The sequence below is a fragment of the Janthinobacterium sp. SUN100 genome (genome assembly GCF_030397705.1).
GTDB classification, from domain to species: Bacteria; Pseudomonadota; Gammaproteobacteria; order Burkholderiales; family Burkholderiaceae_D; genus Janthinobacterium; species Janthinobacterium kumbetense.
In genome coordinates this window covers 134,928-156,999 of record NZ_JAPUBU010000001.1, presented here as the reverse complement: position 1 = coordinate 156,999, position 22,072 = coordinate 134,928, and the positions used below count along the sequence as shown (strand labels likewise).

The following is a 22,072-nucleotide window of genomic DNA, read 5'->3' as shown; positions in this document are numbered from 1 at the left end:
GCGCGTCTGTACGCGAACGAACGTAAAACAGGGGGGAGCGCCTATCCTTGGCGCAAGCGCAGGCCGCGCCGGGTTGTGCCGACGCCCCCCTGCGCCGCGTAACCCGTGTGGCGCGCGCAATGGTCGAGCGCCTGGCGCAGGGCCGTATCGACGTTGCGCAGCGACATGTCGTGCCGCTCGGCCACTTCCTGGCGGGTCAGCTCATCCACGCGCAGCGCTTCGAGCACTTGCCGGTGGCGCCGCGGCAGCAAGTCGACGGCCTGCGCCAGGCGCCGCACGTCCGCCTGCAGCTCGGCCAGGCGTTCCGGACCCGCCGCCGTATCGGCGAGGAAATCGACCAGGCCGGCGGCGCCATCGTCACCGCCCTCGTCCGCATACAGCCAGGCGCGGTTGCGGCGCAGGCTGTCCATGGCCGCATTGCACGCCACGCGGAAGACATAGGCGACGGGGCTGTGCGCCAGCGCCGCGCCGTCGCCGGCCGCCAGCGCGCCCAGCCGCAGCCAGGCGTCGTGCAGGCTGTCGCTGGCCAGCTCGGTGCAGCCCAGGTGGCGCGCCAGGCGCCGGTGCAGTCCCGCGTAATTGCCTTCCAGCACAGCCTGCAGCCGGGCGCCCTGCGCCGGCGCCGGCATCGGCAGGGGCGCCACGTCGTTGGCCGCCTGCAGGCGGGGCCGGATGGCGGGCCGGCACCAGGCCATGCCGGCATGGCCCGCCGCGCGCAGGGGCAAGACAGCAGCCACATTCGCCATGCCGGCCATCATGGCGACAACCTGCTGCGCTCTTGCGCCGTCAGCTGGCGCGTGGCCGATTCCGGCAAGGTGCCCAGGCCCAGCACGCGCACGGCGCTGCGCGGGTTGTAGTCGGCCGCCTCGATGCGCGCGCCCTCCTGCGGCGCCGCTTGCGCGCTGTCCGGCGGTGCTTCGCTGCCAAAGCCCAGCACGCGCACCGTGAACACGGATGGCTGCGCGGAACGGGTGGCGGCGCGCTCGCGCTGCACCACGTCCTGCGCCGCCGCCGTGGCCTGGGAAGCGGCCGCGCTGGCGTTCGTCATGGCCGCCACGTTGACGGACGCCGCCGTCGGCATGCCCTTCGCTTCGCCCTTGACCTGGATGTTCGCCGCATTCATCACCTTCAGCGCGGCCAGGTTGACGTTGCCCGAGACGCGGATGCCCGCCTCGCCCGCGTCGATGGTGCCCAGCGGGGCCAGCAAGTCCACGTCGCCGGCCGGCACTTCCGCGATCGGCGCCAGGGTGGCGATGCCGGCGCCCGTGCTCGGCACGTCGGACGACAGGGTCACGTTGCCCCAGTTGTCATACACGCGCTTGGGCGGCGTGTAGACGATGGTCGACTTCGAACCGCGCCCCGCGTTGATGTCGCCTTCCGACGACCAGCCGAGGATATCGCCGCCAAACGTCGTCATGATGCGGCTCTGGCCCAGCAGGATGCTGCCGTGCGAGAACAGCTCGATATTGCCGCCGCCCTTGGTGATGACGCCCGAGGTCGCCGGCGGCGCCTCGCCTTCGATGCCGAACACCTGCCTGCCGCCCGGCGTCAGCAACTGGATATCGCCGCCGAAGTTCGTATGCACGTAGCCGCTGCGGGGGAAGTAATCCCAGCGCTGCTCGCCGTCATTGCGCACCGCGTACAGGCCGCGGTACATGACGATGTCGCCCGCATAGGCAAGCGCCTTGCCGTTGGCGTCCGTGGCCGGCGCCAGGGCCGCGATGGCGTTGCGGCTGCGCAGGAAACTGCCATAGCGCGAGCTGTCCCAGTCGTTGTACTCACGCCCGCCCGCCTTCAGTTCCGCGAAATACACATTGCGGGCGAACACGCGCTGCTGCGGCTCGGGCAAGGCCAGGTAAAAGGCCAGAACCTCGGCGGCCGTGCCCTTGAAGGCATGGCGTTCACCCAGCCACGCCGCCAATTCGGCGTCGTACGCTTTCACTACCTTGCCGGCCTGGTCGGCCAGCGGCACGCCCTTCTGCGCCACGTTCGCCGGGTCGAGATACGGCTTGACGAAGCGCAGGTAGTCTAGTCCGGCCGCGCCCACGCCCGCCTGCATGGCGATGCCGGCGCCCGGACGCTTGTCGCCCGCCACCACGGGACCGAGGCTGACGACGCTGCCCTTGTCCTGCATCAATATGTTGCGCCCGGCGCTGATGTCCAGCGTGCCGGGACCGGCCACGTTGAAGGAGCTGTTCAGGATATCGCGCCCGGCCGACACCACCGACACGTCATACACATTGTTATGCACGACCAGGTTGTTGATATTGCGGAAGCTTATGTCTCTGCCGCTGGCAGTGCCGTCGTTGGCTTCCAGCTGCGCCGTGCCGCTGCCGACGATATCGCGGCCCGCCTTCATCCACACGGGCTGGCCGCCCTCGTACCAGGTAATGCCTGCACGCTTGCCATTGGAAAATTCGAGGATGCGGCCGCTGTTCACGCCCACCAGGTCACCCGTGACGGCATAGATGCGGGCCGTCTGCGTGCCGCTGTTGGCGGGACCGGCCGAGGAGTCGGGACCGAAGGCGAACAGCGGGAAGTTCGATTGCGTCGCCGGCGCCCCCATGCTCGAGACATTCGCGGCCAGAGGATCGGTCACGTAAGGACTGACATCCCAGCCCGTGAAACCCGGCCTGAACGGCGTCGCCATGCTGTCGGCGGCGGCGCCGGACTGGCTGACGGCAAATCCGCCCGCATAGATGGAATCGCTGGCCAGCCATTGCAGCTGTGCATTGGGAGACGGCGCCAGCAACAACGGCGGGGCATACGCGGATGCACCACCCCAATCCGTGATGGTCTTGCCATAGTACAGGCTACCATTTGCGGCCGCGGCCCGTACGATGGATGGATAGACGATGGCCAGGTCGGTGTCCGTGCCAACGGACGCCGCCAGCGGCGTCATGTTGCCGCCGGCGGAGTACAGGTCGAGCGCCGTGCGCGGCGTCCACAGGCTGAACCAGCCGTAGCCATACCCCTGCTCGCCCGCCGCGCCGGTGAACGGCGTGCCATTGAACGGGGTCACGCGGCCGGGGTCGGCCACGTCCTGCAGCACCAGGTCGCCCAAGGTTGCCACGCTGAACGTGGCGTCGCCCGGTACCAGGGTCATGCCGCCCCGGGGCGTGGCGCGCGTGGCGCGGAAGGCGTCGTAGGCGCGCGATTCCAGCGGCACGTGATCGGTCCCCCAGGTGCCGTACTGCAGCGCCACGCTGCCCAGTTGCGTGGCCGACGTTTCCGCGTGGCCGCGCAAATCGACCAGCGCGCCATTCAGGTGTGCGAGGCTTGCCATGCCGGCCGGATTGAGGGCGCCGCCCACGCGCAGCTCCAGGTCGCCGCCGCCCGTCTGCAGCAGGCTGCCGTCGGCCTGCACGCGGCCCGTGCCGCCCACGGCCAGCAGCAAGCCCTGCGAACGGGGATTGATGCTGCGGTTATACGTGCTGGCGGTCAGCGGCGCCAGCACGCCGGCGTCGCCCGCCACCTCGGCGCGCACATTGCCGCCGCCCAGGGTACCGAAACCCGTAAAGCCCAGCACCGTGTCAGCCAGGGTAGGGCGGCCCACGTAGCTGCCGAAATTGATCCACCACGCCACCGGCTGGGGCTGTCCACCCGTGGCCACGCCGCCGCTGCCCTGGCGCCACAGCCAGTTGCCGACTGCCACGGAGTCGGCCATGCCATCCTTGCTGACCGGACGCTGGCTGATTTCGCTGGACTTATCGACCAGCGAACCGCTCAAGTCGCCCGCCACCTTCAACAGCAGGTTGCCGCCCTGCTCCGGATACCAGGCGCGGTAGATGCTGTCGGCGCCGCCGTCGACCAGGCGTTCATGGGCGCCGTCGGGGTTGCCAAGCACCTTGCCGTCCGCATTGCGCGAACGCGGCAGGTTGTACGGGTCGCCGGCCGCCGTCGGCGTGGACGACATGCCGGCCGTGTACACGCCATACAGGCTGTCCATGCGCAGGCTGCCGCCGCTGACGAGGTCCAGGTCGCCCGTGCCCGTGCGCAGCACGCTGTAGCGCAGGCTGCTCGCCTTGTAGTCGAACGTCGGGTTCGACGTGCCGCACCAGGTGGGGTTTTCCTCGCAAATGGTGGGCCAGCCCAGCGCCACCGGGTCGAGCACATCGCCCGCCTTGGTCTTGGGGTCGGCAAACTCTTCCGCGCCTTCCCTGGTCCATACATAGGCCACCTTCAGCAGGCACATGGTGGGGTCGTTGGCGCAAAACACCTCGACAGTCTGACCGAACTGGCTGGTGAATTCCTCGGTGATGGGTTCGCCCGCCACGATGCCGGGGAAGCCCTCCCGCTCGCCCAGCTCCTGCGCTTCCTTGGTCCAGTACTGCACGCCCTTCGGCGGGATCAGGATGCCGTACATGCCGTAATGGCTGTCGGCCAGGCGCAGGGTGCCGTGCGCGGGATGCGCCTGCACGGCGCGCGTGTCGGCCCCGTCCAGGTCGGCGCCGGCCACCAGGCGCATGCCCCACGCTTGCGAGCCTTCGGCCAGCATGGGCGCGATGGCCCACAGCTTGCCCTGGCTGCCCGCCACTTCCGGACGCAGGCCGATTGAATCCACATTGGGCAACAGCTTGACGTCGGTGCCGGACGGGATCAGCGAGCCCACGGCCAGCGCCAGCTGGCCATTGAGCGCGAACACCGAGCGCTCGCCCGCCACGCCAGGCAGGGGCACGCCCTTGGGCCAGGTCATGGCGCGCAGCGTCACCGATTGCTTGAGCACGCTGCCGGCGTCCAGACGCATGCCGGCGGTGAAGGTCTGCGCCGTGGCCAGCAGGGTGCCGGCCGCGTGGACGATATTGCCGGCGCCGTCGCGCACGGCGGCCGCCAGCACCGTGCCGGCCGGCACGGTGATCGCCTGGTCCAGGGTCACGGCCACGGGCAGGCGCGTGTCGGCCAGCAGATTGAAGCCCTTGACGGGCAAGTCGTAATTGAGCGCGATGCCTCCCGGGAACAGCGTGCCGTCGGCCAGGGTCACGCCCTTGCCCGGCACGATGACGTCGCTGCCGTTGATGTCGCGCCCCGGCAACAGTTTCCAGCCGCTGTCGTCCTGGGTGGCGGGCGGCGGCGCGAAACCGTCATTGATGCTGCCATAGATGCTCAGGTCGCCCCCGGCGCGCAGCAGCAGGCTGCCCACCTCGCCCGAGCCGCGCAAATTGTTTACTTGAAAGCGCGGATTCAGGCTGGCATAACGCATGCCCGACAGATCCAGGTCGCCCTGCACCACCAGGTCGCCATCTTGGGTCTTGCTGACGATATCGACGCCGGGGCGCAGATGCAGCGCATCGACATACGCGGCCGTGGCCAGGCCCGCCAACTTGCCGTTGCGCAAGTTCGTGTTGGCCAGCGCCGCATCGATGAAGGCCGTGCTGTCCCCATGCTTGCTGTCGAGGTAAGCCTGGTTGATCACCTGGTAAGGGCGGCCGCTGACCGAAAGGTCAGTGGCGTAGGCCGCGTCGTCGTAGCGCTGCATGGCGTTGACGGCGATGGATTTCGCGCCGCGGATGGTCAAGCCGCCGCCGGCGGCGATGGCGATGTCGCCAAAGGTGGCCGCGTCAAGGTCCGTGCGCGCACCGCCGCTGCCCAGGCGCGGCGCGCTCAGCTCCACCGTGCCGCGCGCCGCGCCGTCGTGTTCGCCCTTGCCCTTGCCCGCCACGGCGCCTGTGCCGTGGCGCACGTCGATCTGCGCGCCGCCGGCCAGGTTCAATACACCCTCGCCCGCATTCAGTTCCACCGTGGCGCGGTTCGGGCTGTCGATGATCTTGCCATAGCTGTCGACGCGCAAGACGGTACCGTGCGCGTCGAGCACGGCGTTGCCGGCCAGAGTGACGCCGTGCCGGCCGGCCAGGCGGATGCTGCCCACGCGCTCGCCGCTGGCGTCGATCACGCCGGCGACGGTGAGGCGGCCGTTGTCGACGGCCACCTGCACTTCGCCCGCCTTCAGCTCGTTGCCGATCGTCAAGTCGCCCTGTTTCAGCTGGAAGCTGCGCGCGCCCGTCACCGCGCCTTCATTCAGGCGCTGGTTCAGCGACGCAAACTGGCTGTCCAGGGTGCCTCCGGCGCCCAGGGTCTGCGCGCGCACGTCCACGCTGCCCTTCTTGTACGGCACCATCGTGCCGCCCGCGTCGTAGCTGCCGCTGGCACCGCCCAGTATCTTGCCCTGCAAATCGACCATGCCGGCCGCGCCATCGAGCGCCACGGCCTTCAGGCTGCCGGCGCGGTTGTGCTCGGCCGACAGGTCGATCACGCTGCCCGCCCCCTGGCGGATATCGCCGGTCCGGCTGTCCAGGGTCACGTCGCCGCCCCAGCTGTACTTGTCCACGTCAAAGAAGGTGGTCTTGCGGCCCGCCATGTCGATGCGCGCGCCGTCGGCCACGGTGATGTCGCGCAGGGCGTTGACGGTAAGCTTGCCGCTAGGCAACACCACGGCCGTCGCCACGCTCACGCTGTCGCCGTTCAAGGCCAGCTGGGCGCCCAGCGCGGCGCTATTTTTGGCGGGAGCCGCTGGCGCCGCGCCGGCCGGCGCCGCCACCGTCAGCGCGCCGCCCGCCGTGTAGCTGTGCGCGGAACCGGCGTCGCCCGTCAGCAGCGGCGTGCCGATGTTCAGGTTGCCGCCGCTGTACTGGTAGCCCTTGCCCGTTTCATACGCGCCCTGCGACTGGTAGACGGACAGGCTGCCCTTGTGGTTGGCCGTGACTCGTCCCGACGCTTTCAGGTTGACCGTGCCAAAACCGAGCGCCAGGCGGTCGAACGAGGCGACGCTGGCCGGCTGCGTGAACGGGCCGAAGCCGAAATCGATGCGTTCCGCTTCCAGGTTCAGGGTGCCGCTGCCCGTGCCGGCGCCGTGCGCGATCACGTTGCCGGCCGCCGACAGGGCGCCGCCCCAGATCAGGTTGGCCGTGCGGATGGTGGCCGCCGTGCCGGCCCCGCCCTGGCCATACATGGCCGGCGTGGTCAGCACCAGGCGTTCCAGGTTCGATTTGCCGCTCGCCTTGTCGTAGGTGTCGAGCACCACGTCGCCATAGAAATTGACGCTGTCGGCCGCGCTCAGCACCAGCGCCTGCAGGGCCGGCGCGCCTGCGCTGGTGTCGCCGCGCAGCAAGCGGTCCAGCACGCCCTGGTTCATGGCCAGGCCGTTGGCGCGCGTGCCGTTGGCCTGCGCCACCGCCAGCGCTTCGCTGCTGCCCATGTTGATGGCGCCCACGGCCAGGCCCAGGTTGCGCGTGCCGTAGCGGGCGGAATCGTCCAGCGCGAAGCTGCCGTTGGTCGACAGCAGCAAGGTGCCTTCCGAGTACAGGCTGGCCGTGCCGATGCGGATGCCGCCGCGCGCCGTGCCACTGACAGGCGCCACATTGAGCAAGCCGTTCGACGCGGCCAGCATGTGCACGTCCGCGCGGCCCTTCTTGTAGATGAAGCCGTCGTTGGCGTCATACGCGGCCTTGCCCTTGCCCAGGGTGCTGATGCCGGCGCCGGCCGCGATATCGATCAAGCCGTCGCCCAGCAGATAACTGCTGGGGTCCTGCGCGACGAGGAACACCTCGGGTGCCGACAGCACGGCCCCCGCGCGCAGGTAGATGGAGCGCGCCGAACTGGCGCCGAAACTCACGTAGTTGCCGGCCTGACCATATTCCACCGACGGCGCATTGCCCACCAGGATACGGGCCGCGCCGATACTGTTCAGGCTCGAGGCGCGCATGCTGACCAGTCCGGCGTCGCGGGTGGCCGGCGCGCCGTCGGCAAGGATTTCAATGTCGCCCTTGGCGCTATTGCTCGGCATCACGATCACGGTGCCGCCATAGCCGCCCTCGGCGGCGCCAAACTTGCCGGTGCCCTTGAACTGGAAGGTGTCCAGGCCGCCGTCCTGGAGCATGGTCAGCTTGAGCGTTTTCGCATCGGACGGCAGCAGCGCGCGAGGAATGCCCCGCCTTTGCGCATCGGCCAGCGCGAATGCGGCATAGCCGGTCTCGTTGTACTGGGAATACGTGCGCAAGACCTTGGCCGGCGTGAGTATCAGCTGGCTGGCCAGCGGCGCGCGGATGTCCGTGCCGGCGATCGACAGGGTGCCGGGCGCGGCCCAGGAACCGTTGCGCAGCGGCTGCGCCACGCTGCCGGCGCCGCCCTGGCCCGCCAGGCCGTTCAGCTCCACGCGGAAGGCGCCCGGCAACAGGGCGTAGGTGGACGGCATCAGCGTGTAGGTGCCGGCCGCCAGGCCCGGCACGCCGCTGCCTATCGTCACCTGCCGGCCCACGGCCGGATCGGACGCCGCCTTTTCTCCGCCCGCGGGCGCTTGCGGCGCCTGCGCGCCCGGCACGATGGCGTACACGGGGTTGGTGGCCAGTCCCGGCAGGACAAAGCCGCCGTTCGCGCCCACCTGCGCCAACGGATGGTAGCGCGCATCGGTGGAGCCGCCGCGGCCCGCGATGAAGCCGGCGCCCGCCAGTTCGCCGCCGCCGGACAGGTCGAGCAGCGCGCCCGGCCGCACGTCCACGGCCACGCCGCCCAATTGCACGCCGTTGAGCAGGCCGCCCTGCGAATTGATGCCGCCCACGCCCATCAAGGTGACCGGCTTGCCGTTGACGTTCCAGGTCTGGCCATCGACGGTGCCGCCATACGGCATGACCAGGCCGGCGCCGCTGACGGAACTGATGCTGTTGGCCAGCAGATTCACGCTCAGGCTCTTGTCATTGTCATAGCGGGCCGCGCCGATCACCAGGCGCCCCAGCGGCGCGCGCACCACGCCGCCCTGCTCGATATGCGCCGCTTCCAGCTCCAGCGAGCCGAAGGCGGAATATGGCATGGCCGGCACGGTGTCGGTCGCGCGGCCGATGGTCAGGCTGCGCGCAGGGTCGTAGCCGAACTTGCCATCGATGGCGCCATGGCCGGCACGCACGGCGGCGCCGGCGCCCGATTCCGGATACAGCTGGGCCGCATTGAGGGTCATGTCGCCTGGCGAAGACAGCACCGTCGACGGCTGGTTGCCATCCCAGCCCAGCGGCGACAGCAGGAAGCGCAGGTCGCCGCTGCTGCTCAGGCGCACGTCGTTGGCCACGACGTCGACCATGCCGCGCACGTCGATCAGGTCGCCCGTTATGCTGACCTGGCTGGCGAGCGGCGACGCCCCCGCGCTGCCCGGCGTCGTATAGAAATCGCGGCCAGCCGGCTTGATGCTGGCCAGGCGCACATACGGCGCCGCGATGCCGATGCGCGCGCCAGGCTGGCTGCCGGGCGACAGCAGCGGCGCGCCGTACAGCTGGAAGCTTTGCCGCATCGTCAGCGACACGTCGCCATCGAACGAAGCGGCGCCCAACAGCGCCAGGTTGCCGAAACCGCCCGCCTCCACCTGCTCCACGGAAAAACGGCCATGGCCATACTGCAGCGTCGCCGCCGCATCGCGTGCCGTCACAGCGGAGGCCAGGTCGCTGGCCGCCTGGCGCTGCGTCAGCCGCAGCTGGCGGCCCTGCAGCACCTTGGGCGTGGCCAGCACTTTCAGGTATTCGGGCGTGCCCGTGGCTACGGACAGGCTGCCGCCCGCCGCGCCCGCGCCGCCGGCCCTGGCCAACAGCTGGCCATCGAGGTACAAGCCATTGTTCGACGCCAGCGCGATGCTGCCGCCCGCGCTGGCCACGTCGATGGCGTCGCCATTGACGTCGAGCACGGCATGCGCGCCGGACGCATCGAGCACGGCGCCGTCGCGCACGACGACGAACAGGCTGGCCGCCGAAGTGCTGCCCTGTGCATGGTCGATCTCGCCGCCGACGACGATGCTGCCGCCATCGACCACCTTGCCGTAGCGCCGGCCCTGCGCATCCGTGGCGCTGACGGCGCGCGCGGCCACGTCCAGCACGGCATGCTCGCCGATCCAGATGGAGCGGCCATGGCCGGCCGCTTCCACCGCCTCGGACACGGGCTTGTCGACGCCCACGCCACCCAGGCTGATCTTGCCGCCCCACGCATTCAGGCGCCCTTCCACCGTCAGCTGGCCCACGCTGGATAGCTTGATGGACTGGCCCGCATCGACGCTCACCACGGCGTTCTTGCCCACCAGCAATTCGGCGATGGCCATGTCGGCCGCGCCGGACTGGATATCGCCCACCTGCACGGCAAGGCTGGCGCCCTTGCGCTGCGTCAAGGTACCCTTCAGCGGATTTTCCGTGACCTGTTCCGGCATCCACAGGGCCAGTTTTTCATTGTCCACCACGCGCAATACCGGCATGCGCACATCCACCTGCGCGCCGTCCGCTACCGTCACGCCCTGCTTGCCGACCAGGCTGTAGCTGGAAAAACCCTTGTCGAAGAAGCCGCCGTCCAGCTGCAGGGCGCCCGCCTCGGGTTTTTCAACGTTGCCGATCATGATCTTGTTGGCCTGTAACTCCAGCTTGCCGCCGCCCGCCACGCCGTGCCCGCGCACTTGCGCACCCTTGCCCAGCACCAGGTCGGCCTTCGGTCCGTAGCTGGCCAGGGTCACGTTGCCGCCCTTGCCGCCCTGCTGTTTCGCCTGCGCCAGGATGGCCGCGCCGGAACTGACGTCGACCAGGCTGCCATTGCCGATGCGCACGTCGCCATACGTGCGCAGCGAAACGCTGCCGCCGTTCATATAAGGCAGGCCGGCGGCGGCCAGCGGATCGCGCAGCACATTGCTGAACAAGCCGCTGGCATCGAGGCTGACGCCGTCGGCCAGCACCAGCGTGCCCGGAGGCACGCCAGGATTGACGAAGGTATCGAGCATGCCCAGCGAACCGATCTGGTTCAGCACGTTGCCTGCCGCGATGCTGCCGCCACGGCTGCGCAAGCTGGCATTGATGGCCACGTACTTGCCGAACAGGGTGATATTGCCGCCATCGGCCACCTGCAGCGCGCTGTCGACGGTGATCGCGCCCTTGGCGGCGATGCGCAGGGCGCCCAATTGCTGATTGTTCAGCAAGGTGGTGTCGAGCAGCAGCTTGCCCTCGCGCTCGGTGGACAGCACGCCAGTCACGTCGAGGCCGGCGGCGATGCCGTCCTGCACGCGCGTCAGGCGCACCTCGTCCATGACGGCGGACAGCGCATGCTGCAGCACGCCCGTGCGCTTGTCGAACATCGGCACGTACTGGCCCACGACCAGCTGGCCCCGCTGTGCGGCCGCCAGCTGCGACTGCTGGTAGCTGTCGAGCAGCGCTTGCGGCGCCTGCGCCTGGCGCTCGCCCTGGAAGACATCGCCCGCGATGCCCCCTTCCAGCACGGCCGATCCCGTCGCCACCACCAGCTTGCCCGCGTCGCGGCCCACCGTGTAGCCGTTTTCCAGGCGCTTCTGTGCGGCGATCAAAGGATTGGCGTAAAAAGCGCTGGCATCCTTGCCCCAGCGCACATGCTCTTCCTCGTAACCCTTGTACACGCCCGCATACGCCAGGTCGGCGGGCGCGCTGCCTGCCTCATACAGCTTGCCGTCCGCGCCTTTCAGCCAGGTCTGGCGCAGCGCGCCCGTCTGCACGTCCAGGGTGCCGCCCGACAGGTTGATGCTGGAGCCAAGCTGCGTGACGACATCCTTGCCGCCGAAGCTGACCGTGCCGCCCTGCGCCATCCATTCGCTGACGGAGTGGCCCTGCGTGCCCAGGTAACCGGCCACTTCCAGCAAGCCGCCCGCCGTGTACCAGCGGTCGCTGTCGTAGCCGTTCGTGCCTTTTGGCACGAACACCAGCTTGCGGCGGTCCACCCAGATATTGTTGTTGATCAAAGCCTTGCCGTCGCGGTTGACGGGCGCATCGCGCTGCTCGTTGCCCTGCACGTTGATCTCGACATTGTTCGCTTCCATCGCCACCTTCACGCCCACGGCGCCGGAAACGTCGAGCTGGGCGCCGTCGCGCAGCAGGCTGCGGCTGGCCGCGTTGACGGCGATCTGGCCGCCCGTGGCCAGGGTCAGCGAATCGCCGAGCAATTCGACCGTGCCGGCGCTGCCGATCTCGATGCGCGACTGGTCGCGGCGGTCGTTGACGGCGAGGATGTTTTCCGTCGACGTCACGGCCGGGCCGCGCATGGCGTCGCGCTGGCTGTCGAGCGCCGTCGTCTTGCCGTCATCCTCGACGAGGATGGCCGTGGTGGCGCCGCGTCCCACGGTGACGGCCGCGTCGCTGCCCAGGGCATTGAGGTGGATGGTGCCGCGCGTGGCCGTGGTGGTGGACGCCAGCAGCACGCCGTCCTGCTGCACATCGCGCCCGGCCAGGGTGATGTCGCCTTCGCGCGCCTGGATCAGGCCCGTGTTGACCACCTTGCCCGCCGTGCTGCCGGCCGCGAACTGCGGCGTGACTTCGCTGCCGCGCGTGGTCGACAGGGGGTTGCCATCCGTGCCTACGCCTTTTTTAATGGTAAAGCTGTCGCCGGCGGCCAGCAGGGCCTGGCCTTTCGGCGTGCCGATCTCTCCCCCGTTGTGGACTTCCTTGCCCAGCAGCATCACATAGCCGCCGCCTTCCGTGCTGCCCTTGGGCGCATTGCTGGCGATGCGCGCCCCCGCCTGCACCTGCACCTTGCCGGCCGCGTCGGTAAACGTCGTGGCGCCGGCCGTGCCGGGGCTGTATATGCCGTTTTTCTGGAATTGCGCATCGCTGATGCGTGCCGCGGCCGCCACCAGGCTGCGCGTGTCGACCTGGCTCGCGCCGTTGAAGACGATGCCGTTGCGGTTGACGAGCAGCAGCGTGCCGTCGGCCTTGATCTGGCCCTGGATCTGGCTGGGACGGGCTTGCGGATCGTTGACCCGGTTCAGCACGGCCCAATCCTTTTGTTGCTGGAACGTCAAGGTCGTGTCCTTGCCGACATTAAACGTTTCCCAGTTCAGGATGGCCTTGTCCGCCGTCTGCTGCACCACCACGGCCGTCTTGCCGTTCGCTACCGTCTGCACGGGCGCCTGGGCGTTGAGCCAGCCGGCCGTCAGACTGTTGGTGTCGACCTGCAAGCCGCCTTTCACAAGGCCATCGGGTGCGCCGGGCACGCCAGCCGCCGCCTGGCGCGCCTGCGCCTGGGCCGCTTGCTGCGCAGCGATGGCGCGCGCGGCCAGGTTCAGGTTGTTGAGCGAGCGCTGCAACTGCTGATTTGCCTGCTGTTGCTGGCCCTCGGGCCGGCTGCCCAGCGGCAGCGGCTGGCCATTCGGCAAGCGGCCCGAAGTGGCCGCCGTATTTTGCGCCGCGCCCTTGGCCGCGAACCAGCCGCCGCTGAACGCCTGCTGCGCGCGGGCCGGCGTGGCAAAGGCGCCCGCCATCAGCATGGTGGTCAGTGCGTAGGCGAGCGGCGTGAGCCGCAAGCGGCTGCCCAGCGTGGAGGTACGCTGCGCGTCCATGTCGACGTTCGGGACTGGGCGCTGGACAGTGTGAAACTTGGTCATGGCAATGGTTTCCTGGCTAGAGAGAAGGGAACGGAGCCTGGCGGTAGCGCAAGCGTCCATGCCTCCATGACGTAACCGGATGGCGGAAGGGATAATGTTTTTTGAAAAATATTTTCAAATATTTTCAAATAAGCCTGCCAAAGGGAAACCTGGAATCAGCGGAAATCAACTGAGCAGCACGATGCCGCCCGGCAAACTGGTCATTTGCGCGCCGTACAGGTCGCGTATCATCGCCAGCGCGCCATCGGTTTGCCCGATGGAAAAACGCATGCGCACGAGGCGGCGGCCCAGCTCGGCATTGCGCAGCACCACCCGGCCCGGCCGGTAGCGGTTGATTTCATCGACGACTTCGGCCAGCGGCTTGCCGACAAACGACAGCGCGCCCCTGCGCCACGCGCTGGCTTCCTCCGCTGGCGCGGCCGTGGCCGCCTGCACGCCCCGGTCATCGTAGACCAGTTGCTGCCCCGCATCGAGGGTCTGGCGGCGCTGCTGCCAGACCACGTCCACGGCGCCCGCCAGGCAGGTGACGCACACGGCATCGTCCGTGTGGCGCACGTTGAAGCGGGCCGACTGCGCCAGCAAGCGCCCCGCGCCTGCCACCACCGTGACGGGCTGGCGCGCGCCGCTGGCGAGGATTTCCGCTTCGCCGCCCAGCAATTCGATGGCTTCCGGCGCCCGCACATCGATGCGCGTCTGCGTATTCATCTGCACCGTCATCTGCTGCGACACGGCCACCTGCCGCTGCTCGCCCGTGCCCGTGCGGTAATCGGCGCTCCATTCCTGCAGCGACGGCCAGACGCCCAGCGGCGGGCGCAAGGCCAGCACGGCCACGCCGGCCGCCAGCGCGCCGCCCAGGAAAGCCCGGCGCCCGGGGCGCGCCGGGAACGCCAGCACGTTCGCCCGCTGCGGCGCGGCATCGGCGGCGCGGTCCAACGCGGGGGCCAGCGCCTGCCACACTTGCTGGAGTTCGCGCCAGGCGCGCGCATGCGCGGGGCTGCGCGCGCACCAGGCGCGCAAGGCGTCGGCGTCCGCCTGCGTGAAATCGTCGCCGCGCAGCCGCGCCCACCAGGCAGCGGCTTGCCGGCCGATGTCAGCGTCGCTGTCGGCGGTATGGGAAGAGTCGCGTGGATCGCGGTCAGGAGCAGTCATGAGATTCATCAATATTTACGGCGGCCCGACACATCGCTGCGCTGGGCGGCATCGGCGTCGGCCATGCACGTTTTACAGTGTTGCATGGCAGCCTGCAATTCTTTCTTCACCATCGCCACGGAAATGCCGAAGCGCTCGGCAATGTCCGCATTGAGCAAGCCATCGACCCTGGCGGCCGTCAGGATGGCGCGGCGGCGCGGCGACAGGCCCGCCAAGGCCGCGTCGAGCGCCTGCACGTCGAGGCGCGCCGAGACGATGCGGGCCGGGTCGCTGATGTCGTCGCCCACCTCGTCGGCCATGTGCATCAGTTCTTCGCGCTCGCGCTCGGTGACGATGATGCGGTCGCGGCGGTAGGCATCGGTGGCGATATTGGCCGCCATGCGCAGCAGGTAGGCGTCGGGATTGTGGACGGGCGCGGCGGCGGGACCGGGCGCCACCATCGCTTCGAGGCGCAGCCACGTTTCCTGCAGCGCATCGGCCGCATGGTGCTTGCAGCCGACCACGCGCTCCAGGCGCCAGCGCAGCACGGCGTAGCGCGAACTGAGATGGCGTTTCAGCTTGGTGCGCAGGTCGGGCATGCTCATGGCGCGAGCCTTCCCATTGTTCCGGGGGCGCAATCGACTTCGCTGCCCGGCCCCTGCGGCAGCAGCAGGATGGAAACGGGCTGCGGCATCGACGGCTGCGGCGCCGCGCCCACGCGCATGCCCAGCACCAGGCGCGCGATGGCCGTGTCGCGCGTGCGCAAGCCCGTGCTGTCGAGCAGGTGCACGCGGTCCACCACGCCGGCGCGGTTCAGATACAGCTGCAGCGCCAGCCGGTAGCCGCCGGGACGCGTCTGCGCCGCGCGGCACAGCAAGCCCAGCAGCACGTGCTGCAAGCGGCTGACATAGGCCGCATGGTCGCCGCCGCCCTGCACGGCGCCCGGGATGTCGGCGGCGGCCACGACGGCGGCCTGCGGCAGCTCCGCCGCGGCGGCAGCGCCAGCGCCGGCCGGGGCGTACACGATGACGGCTTGCGCGTCGGACAGGCGCGATTGCAGGCCCGTGCCTTCCAGCAAGGCTTGCAGGGCCGCGCCGGCCGCATGGGCGCCGCGCACGGCCCCCGACTGGCGCTGCGCGTAGCGCTGGTCCATCAGCACGGCGATGCCCGTGCGGCGGCTGTACAGGTCCAGCGCGTCGCCCAGGTTTTGCGCGGCAATGTCGAACTGCAGCACGGGGCCGTCGGCGGACTGCGCCCGCACGGGCCCCACCGCGGCCAGGAAACCCAGCAAAACCAGGTATCCTGCCAGCGCAAGCACATGGACGGATGCCGGGCTGCCTGTCATATCGCTATCGAGTCGCTATCGTGTGAGGGGGGAATTGCGTGGAAACAAGGCATTGCCAAGTAACAACTCTTGCATCAACTGCAATAGCCTACACAGAAAAAATGACGGCTTCGTGACATCGCCAGCGTGCATAAATTTCGCCATGCGGGACGTCCGGCGCGCCACCTATTTCGGCTACACTGGCTGTCACTTTCCCTTTCAGACGCCTGATGATCGAAAAGAATCTGCCCGAGCTGGTCTTGCTGAAGCGCCTCATCGACGAAGGCGGCAGCCACCTGGAAGTGGCCGCGCCCTGCAGCATCGCCATGGATGGGCGCGAGTTTCCCGTGTACTCCATCGCGCTGGGCAATCCGAGCCCCGACGTGCCCGTGCTGGGCTTTTTCGGCGGCATCCATGGCCTCGAGCGCATCGGCACGCAAGTCATCCTGTCTTTCCTGGAAAGCCTGGTCGCGCGCCTGCGCTGGGACGCCACCCTGCACCAGCAGCTGGAAAGCATGCGCCTCGTGTTCATGCCGCTGGTCAATCCAGGCGGCATGTGGCAAGCCACGCGCTGCAATCCGCGTGGCGTGGACCTGATGCGCAACGCGCCGCTGAGCGCGCGCGAGAAAGTGCCGTTCATGCTGGGCGGACAGCGCTACAGCGCCCGCCTGCCCTGGTACCGGGGCGCGGCCGGGGGGCCGATGGAGCTGGAAAGCGCCGCCGTGTGCGACCTCGTCGAGCGCGAACTGCTGTCGCGCCAGTTCAGCATCGCCCTCGATTGCCACTCCGGCTTCGGCTTGCGCGACCGCATCTGGTTTCCCCATGCGCACACCAAGGTGCCCATCGAACACCTGGCCGAAATCGGTGCGCTGGAAGAGCTGTTCAGCCAGAGCTACCCCAACCACAACTATGTGTTCGAGCCGCAAAGCCGGCAATACCGCACGCATGGCGACCTGTGGGATTATCTGTACCTGAACGGCACCAGCTATACCGGGCGCGTGTTCCTGCCGCTGACCCTGGAAATGGGTTCCTGGCTGTGGGTCAAGAAAAACCCGCGCCAGCTGTTCAACCGGGTCAGCATCTTCAACCCCACGGCCGCGCACCGCCTGCAGCGCGTGCTACGGCGGCACCTGGTGTGGTTCGATTTCCTCATGCGCGCCGCCAGCAGCCACGGCCGCTGGATGCCGGAAGGCTTGCTGCGCAAGGCACAGCGCCGGCGCGCCCTGGCGCAATGGTATGAATCATGACGCAGATCAACACGCACGATAACTGGGTCTTGCTGCGCGGCCTGATGCGCGAACAGCGCCACTGGGGCAGCTTCCCCGCCACCCTGGCGCGCGCCCTGCCCGGCGCCCGCATCGTCACGCCCGACCTGCCCGGCAACGGCACGCGCCACCTGCAAACGAGCGCCACCCGCGTGGCCGACATGGTAGAAGACTGCCGCCGGGAGTTGCTGGCGCGGGGCATCCCGGCACCCTACCACTTGCTTGCCCTGTCCCTGGGCGGCATGGTGGCCGTGGAATGGGCCAGCCGCTATCCGTGGGAAATCGCCCGCTGCGTGCTGATCAATACCAGCATGCGGCCGTTCAATCCCTTCCATCAACGCCTGCGCTGGCAAAACTACGGCGCCCTGCTGCGCCAGCTGCTGCTGGGCGATGCCGCCAGCCAGGAAGCATTGATCTTGCGCCTGACGAGCCGCCGGCATGCTGGCGGCACTCCCGCGCTGCTGGCCGACTGGCTCAGTTACCAGCAGGAATACCCGGTAAGCCGCCGCAACGCGCTGCGCCAGCTGCTGTCGGCCGCCCGCTACCGCGCCCCCCTCGTGCGCCCCACCATGCCCGTGCTGGTGATGGCCGGCGCGCAAGACCAGCTGGTCGACCACCGCTGTTCGCAGCGCCTGGCCCGCGCCTGGCAAGCCGATTGCCTGATTCACGGCGACGCCGGGCACGACTTGCCGCTCGACGAGGGGGAATGGCTGGCGCAGTCGGTGGCGCGCTGGCTGGGCGTGGCAGCGGCAGGCGATGAGCAGACCAACACGGCACGATCATCATGCCGATAGCCTATCGCACGGAGCAACTGACGGCGCTGGCAAAAGCCGGCGTGCAGGAACGGATTTTCCCAGGCGCGGCCTGGGCCGTCGGCACCGTCGACCACGGCGTGGCGGGCGCGGCCGGGCAGCTCACGCCGGAGCCCGCCAGCGCCGCCATGCAGGTCGACACCCTGTTCGATATCGCTTCGCTGACCAAGATCGTCAGCGTCTGGTCGCTGATCGGCAGGCTGATTGGCCAGCAACACCTGCGCTTGGACGACCGGCTGGCCGACGTCTTGCCCGGCACGGCGGGCTACGCGCTGGCGCCCATCACGATTTTCCAGCTGCTCACCCATACGGCCGGCTTGCCGCTGCGCGCCCGGCTGCGCGCCAGCTATGGCGAGGTGTACGACGATATCGTGCGCGGCGTGCTGCGCGAGCCGCTGGAAGGCACGCCGGGCCAGGCTGTCGAATACACGGACCGCGCCGCCCTGATCCTCGGCTTTGTCATCGAGCGGTTGCTGGGCCAGCCACTGGAACAGGCGCTTGCAGAACATGTGCTGCAGCCGCTGGGCATGGCCGCCACGTGCTACGGCCCGCTCGCGCCACGCCACGGCCAGTTAGTGGCGCCGACCGAGTATTGCGAACAGGCGGGCGCCCACCTTGCCGGCGTGGTGCATGATTTCTCGGCCCGCCTGCTGGGCGGCGTGTGCGGCATCTCCGGGCTGTTTTCCAACGTGCCCGACTTGCAGCGCTTCCTGCAGGCGATGCTGGCGTCGGGCCTGCATGGCGCAGGCCAGGTGTTTGACGCCGGCTGGGTGCGCTCCTCGCTGACGGTGCAGACGGGTTCGTTAAATCCCTCGCGCGGCCTGTTCTGGCACCCGGCGGCGGGCACCGGGCCGCAAGACGATGTCTGGTGCCACCAGGGGTTCACCGGCACGGCCATGTGGCTCAGCCCACGGCGCGGCCGCTATGCCGTGCTGCTGACGAACAAGCTGTATTACACGCGCGATTCCGCCCGGGTCAACGCGCTGCGGGGCGACTTCATGCGCTGCGCATTCGGCCTCTGAGGTTTACAGGCGCAAGCTCACCGCGATGGCCAGCAGCAGCGCGCCGGCCGCCGCCACCAATGCACCATTGAAATTGTGCGACTGCGCATACAGGCTGCCGGCCAGCACGGGGCCGATAATCTGTCCGATGCCATACACCACCGTCATGATGGCCATCATGCTGGCGCCCACCTTGCCGGCTGCCCGCTGCGCAGCCGGCATGGCGATGGTCACCGTGCCGACGAACGTGCCGCCGACGAGGATGGCGCTGAGCAAATAGCCGGCGGCCGAGGGCGCCAGCACGGGCAGCGCCACGCCCAGCGCCTGCAGCAGCAAGTTCAGCCGCAGCGCCTGGCGCGTGCCCAGGCGCTCGTGCAGCCGGTGCCACAGGAAACACGAAGGCGCTGCGCCCAGGCCGAACACGGCCCACACGTGGGCGGAATTGAGATTCGGCAAGGCCACGCCCACCAGCACGGGCAGATAGGTGGCCGTGACGATGTAGCCGAGTCCCGCCAGTCCATAGATCAGCACCAGCGGCCAGGGCGACATAGGCGCCAGCGCCGGCGCGGCCGGTGCGGGCGGCGCATCCGGGGTCGCCTGGCCGCTCACGGCAAGCGCGGGCGCGGCCGCCAGCCCCGCCAGCACGGTGACCCCGGCCAGCAGCAGCCACATGCCGGCGCTGCGCCAGCCCAGGTGCGACGCCAGCACCAGCAATTCAGCCGAGACGGCAATGCCGGCGCCCACGCCCGCGTACAGCAACGGCGCGCCGCGCGCCTGCCCGCGCTGCACCAGCAGCCACAGCGACGCCGCCACCATGGTCAGGGCGCTGAAGACGCCCGCCACGCCGCGCACCGTCACGATGAGCCAGACGGGCATCGGCCAGGCCAGCACGCCCAGGCACAGGGCCGTGCCGGCCACCGACCATAAACACAGCCGGTGCGCACCTTGCGCCCGCGCGCGCATGGCCAGGATGGCGCCCAGCAAGTAACCGGCATAGTTGGCCGAGGCGGCCAGGCTGCCGTCGCGCAAGGTCAAGACGCCCTCGCCAACCATATGCGGGTAGATGGCCGTGAAGGCGAAGCGGCCGAAGCCCATGCCGATGGCGAGGATGACGGCCGCGGCGATGGCCGCGCGCAGCCCGACCGCCCCGCTCACGCCGCCTCGCCGAGCTGCGTCAACAAGTGCTGGAACGCGGGTACATCGAATCCCGCGCGCCACACCAGCACGGTGTCAATTTGCCCAGCGGAAATAGTCGCCAGGGTGGCCGGCGCCCCGGACAGCGCCAGCACACTGGCAGGCAGCAGGGTCACGCAGGCGCCGGCCGCCACGCAGGCGATCATGCAGTGATACGAACTCATTTCCTGCACCCGCCACTGCGTGCTGCCGGCCACGCCCAGCACCTCTTCCGCGATGCCGCGGTAGGTGCAGCCCTGCGGAAACGCCGCCAGCGAACGCGTGCGCACATCCATGGCGCGGCGCACGGGCCCTTCGCTGGCCGGCAGCAGCAGGCACAGTTCCTCGCGCCACACGGGCCTCGACGCCAGGCCCAGCTCCGCCAGGGCGGCGGCGCCGCCGAACGCTGGCGGCAAGGCCACGAAAGCGCAGTCGAGCAAGCCCGTGCGCACTTGCTCGATCAGGGGCCGCGACGGCCCCGTGCCCAGCGCCAGGCGCGTCGCCGGATAGCGCGCGTGATACGCGGCCAGCAAGGCCGGCAAGCGGCTGGCCGCCGTGCTTTCCATGCTGCCGACGCGCAAGGTGCCCCCCTCGCGCCCGCCCGTGACGACATGCCGCGCCTCTTCCGCCAGCGCCAGCAGGCGCTGCGCATACTCGAGAAAGCGCTCGCCCGCCGCCGTCAGGGCCATGCGTTTATTGGTGCGCACGAACAGTTCCGCGCCGATATCGGCTTCCAGCTGCTGGATGCGCGTGGTGACGCTGGACGGCGCGCGCCCCAGCCGCGCGGCGGCCTGGGTGACGCTCAGTTCACTGGCGACCGAGCAAAAAATCCGCAATGATTCCGAATCCATCGTATTCTCTTTTTGAAAATGATTATGCTATTATATTCTTAAAATACGAATTAAATGCAGCATCCTCAACTTCATGAAGGAATCATCATGACGTCAATCCAGCGCTTCCTCGACCGTCTCGGCTTGCAATTGCCCATCATCCAGGCGCCGATGGCGGGCGTTTCCACACCGCGCCTGGCCGCCGCCGTGTCGAACGCGGGCGGCCTCGGTTCGCTGGGCATCGGCGCCGGCACCGTGGCACAGGCGCGCCAGATGATCGCGGACACGCGCGCGCTGACGGACAAGCCCTTCAATATCAATGTGTTCTGCCATGCGCCAGCCGTCAGGGATGCGCGGCGCGAAGCAGCTTGGCTGGCCCATCTGGCGCCCCTGTTTGCGGAACTGGGCGCAACCGTACCAGAGGCGCTCGACGAGATCTATCAGACGTTCATCGGCGACGAGGCGGCGTTTGCCCTGTTGCTGGAACAGCGTCCCGCCGTCGTCAGCTTCCATTTCGGCTTGCCGACGCAGCAGCAGATCGCCGCCCTGCGCCAGGCCGGCATCTACACGATGGCCACGGCCACCAATGTGCGCGAAGCAGCACTGATCGAACAGGCGGGCGTCGACGCCATCGTGGCGCAAGGCGTGGAAGCGGGCGGGCATCGCGGCGTCTTCGACCCGCAAGCGCCGGACGAGCGCCACAGCACCACCGTGCTGCTGCGCCTGCTGGCGGGCCGCACCGCCCTCCCCCTCATCGCCGCCGGCGGCATCATGGATGGACATGGCATCCGCGCCGCGCTGGACCTGGGCGCCGCGGCCGCCCAGCTGGGCACGGCGTTCGTGCTGTGCCCGGAATCGTCGGCCAATGCAGGCTACCGGGCCAACCTGAAAAGCGAACGGGCGGCCAGCACCCGGCTGACCAGCGTGCTCTCGGGCCGCCTGGCGCGCGGCATGGTGAACCGCTTCATCGAATATGGCGAAGCGCCGGGCAGCCCGCCGCCGGCCGACTATCCCGTCGCCTACGATGCCGCCAAGCAATTGAACGCGCTAGCCAGCCAGCATGGCGACAGCGAATTCGCCGCCCAGTGGGCCGGCCAGGGCGCCCCGCTGGCGCGGGAAATGGGGGCGGAGGAATTGGTCGCCACCCTGGCGCGGGAAATGGCGGCCTGACTTTTCCGGGGCCATCCG

Annotated in this window: 11 protein-coding genes; 4 read left to right on the top strand and 7 right to left on the bottom strand. The window is 69.1% G+C overall.

The window, feature by feature from the left end; translation table 11 throughout:
- Nucleotides 1-41: 41 nt before the first annotated feature.
- The 5 genes from O0881_RS00570 to O0881_RS00550 form a co-directional block, all read right to left on the bottom strand.
- On the bottom strand, nucleotides 42-758 hold the full coding sequence (locus O0881_RS00570) for a sigma-70 family RNA polymerase sigma factor (RefSeq protein ID WP_289909604.1): 717 nt from the start codon (nucleotides 756-758) through the stop codon (nucleotides 42-44).
- Nucleotides 755-13,351 carry a filamentous haemagglutinin family protein gene (locus O0881_RS00565; protein ID WP_289909602.1) on the bottom strand — a complete coding sequence of 4,199 codons (12,597 nt, stop codon included), beginning with the start codon at nucleotides 13,349-13,351 and terminating at the stop codon, nucleotides 755-757. The genes O0881_RS00570 and O0881_RS00565 overlap by 4 nt, the downstream gene beginning before the upstream one ends.
- Nucleotides 13,352-13,516: 165 nt before the next feature.
- The gene (locus O0881_RS00560) at nucleotides 13,517-14,500 is read right to left on the bottom strand and encodes a DUF4880 domain-containing protein (protein WP_289909601.1); all 984 of its coding nucleotides are present in this window, start codon (nucleotides 14,498-14,500) and stop codon (nucleotides 13,517-13,519) included.
- Between the two features lie 8 nt (nucleotides 14,501-14,508).
- On the bottom strand, nucleotides 14,509-15,084 hold the full coding sequence (locus tag O0881_RS00555) for an RNA polymerase sigma factor (protein ID WP_289909600.1): 576 nt from the start codon (nucleotides 15,082-15,084) through the stop codon (nucleotides 14,509-14,511).
- The gene (locus tag O0881_RS00550; protein WP_289909599.1) at nucleotides 15,081-15,824 is read right to left on the bottom strand and encodes a hypothetical protein; all 744 of its coding nucleotides are present in this window, start codon (nucleotides 15,822-15,824) and stop codon (nucleotides 15,081-15,083) included. Before O0881_RS00550 ends, O0881_RS00555 begins: the two co-directional genes overlap by 4 nt.
- A 209-nt stretch (nucleotides 15,825-16,033) precedes the next feature.
- On the opposite strand from O0881_RS00550, the gene O0881_RS00545 reads away from it, so the two are divergent.
- Genes O0881_RS00545 through O0881_RS00535 form a run of 3 tightly spaced genes read left to right on the top strand, consistent with a single transcriptional unit; the run spans nucleotide 16,034 to nucleotide 18,902 of the window.
- Nucleotides 16,034-17,050 (top strand): M14 family zinc carboxypeptidase, encoded by a 1,017-nt coding sequence (locus O0881_RS00545; RefSeq protein ID WP_289909597.1) that lies wholly within the window; start codon nucleotides 16,034-16,036, stop codon nucleotides 17,048-17,050.
- Nucleotides 17,047-17,862 (top strand): alpha/beta hydrolase, encoded by an 816-nt coding sequence (locus O0881_RS00540; RefSeq protein ID WP_289909595.1) that lies wholly within the window; start codon nucleotides 17,047-17,049, stop codon nucleotides 17,860-17,862. Before O0881_RS00545 ends, O0881_RS00540 begins: the two co-directional genes overlap by 4 nt.
- On the top strand, nucleotides 17,853-18,902 hold the full coding sequence (locus O0881_RS00535; protein ID WP_289909593.1) for a serine hydrolase domain-containing protein: 1,050 nt from the start codon (nucleotides 17,853-17,855) through the stop codon (nucleotides 18,900-18,902). The genes O0881_RS00540 and O0881_RS00535 overlap by 10 nt, the downstream gene beginning before the upstream one ends.
- A gap of 3 nt (nucleotides 18,903-18,905) precedes the next feature.
- Here O0881_RS00535 and O0881_RS00530 read toward each other — a convergent pair whose 3' ends face one another.
- Nucleotides 18,906-20,036 carry a YbfB/YjiJ family MFS transporter gene (locus tag O0881_RS00530; RefSeq protein ID WP_289909591.1) on the bottom strand — a complete coding sequence of 377 codons (1,131 nt, stop codon included), beginning with the start codon at nucleotides 20,034-20,036 and terminating at the stop codon, nucleotides 18,906-18,908.
- Nucleotides 20,033-20,905: a LysR family transcriptional regulator gene (locus O0881_RS00525; protein WP_289909588.1), complete on the bottom strand. Its 873-nt coding sequence runs from the start codon at nucleotides 20,903-20,905 to the stop codon at nucleotides 20,033-20,035. Before O0881_RS00525 ends, O0881_RS00530 begins: the two co-directional genes overlap by 4 nt.
- Before the next feature lie 87 nt (nucleotides 20,906-20,992).
- Here O0881_RS00525 and O0881_RS00520 point away from each other — a divergent pair, with 87 nt between their 5' ends.
- Nucleotides 20,993-22,054 (top strand): nitronate monooxygenase, encoded by a 1,062-nt coding sequence (locus tag O0881_RS00520; RefSeq protein WP_289909586.1) that lies wholly within the window; start codon nucleotides 20,993-20,995, stop codon nucleotides 22,052-22,054.
- The last annotated feature ends 18 nt before the right edge of the window (nucleotides 22,055-22,072 follow it).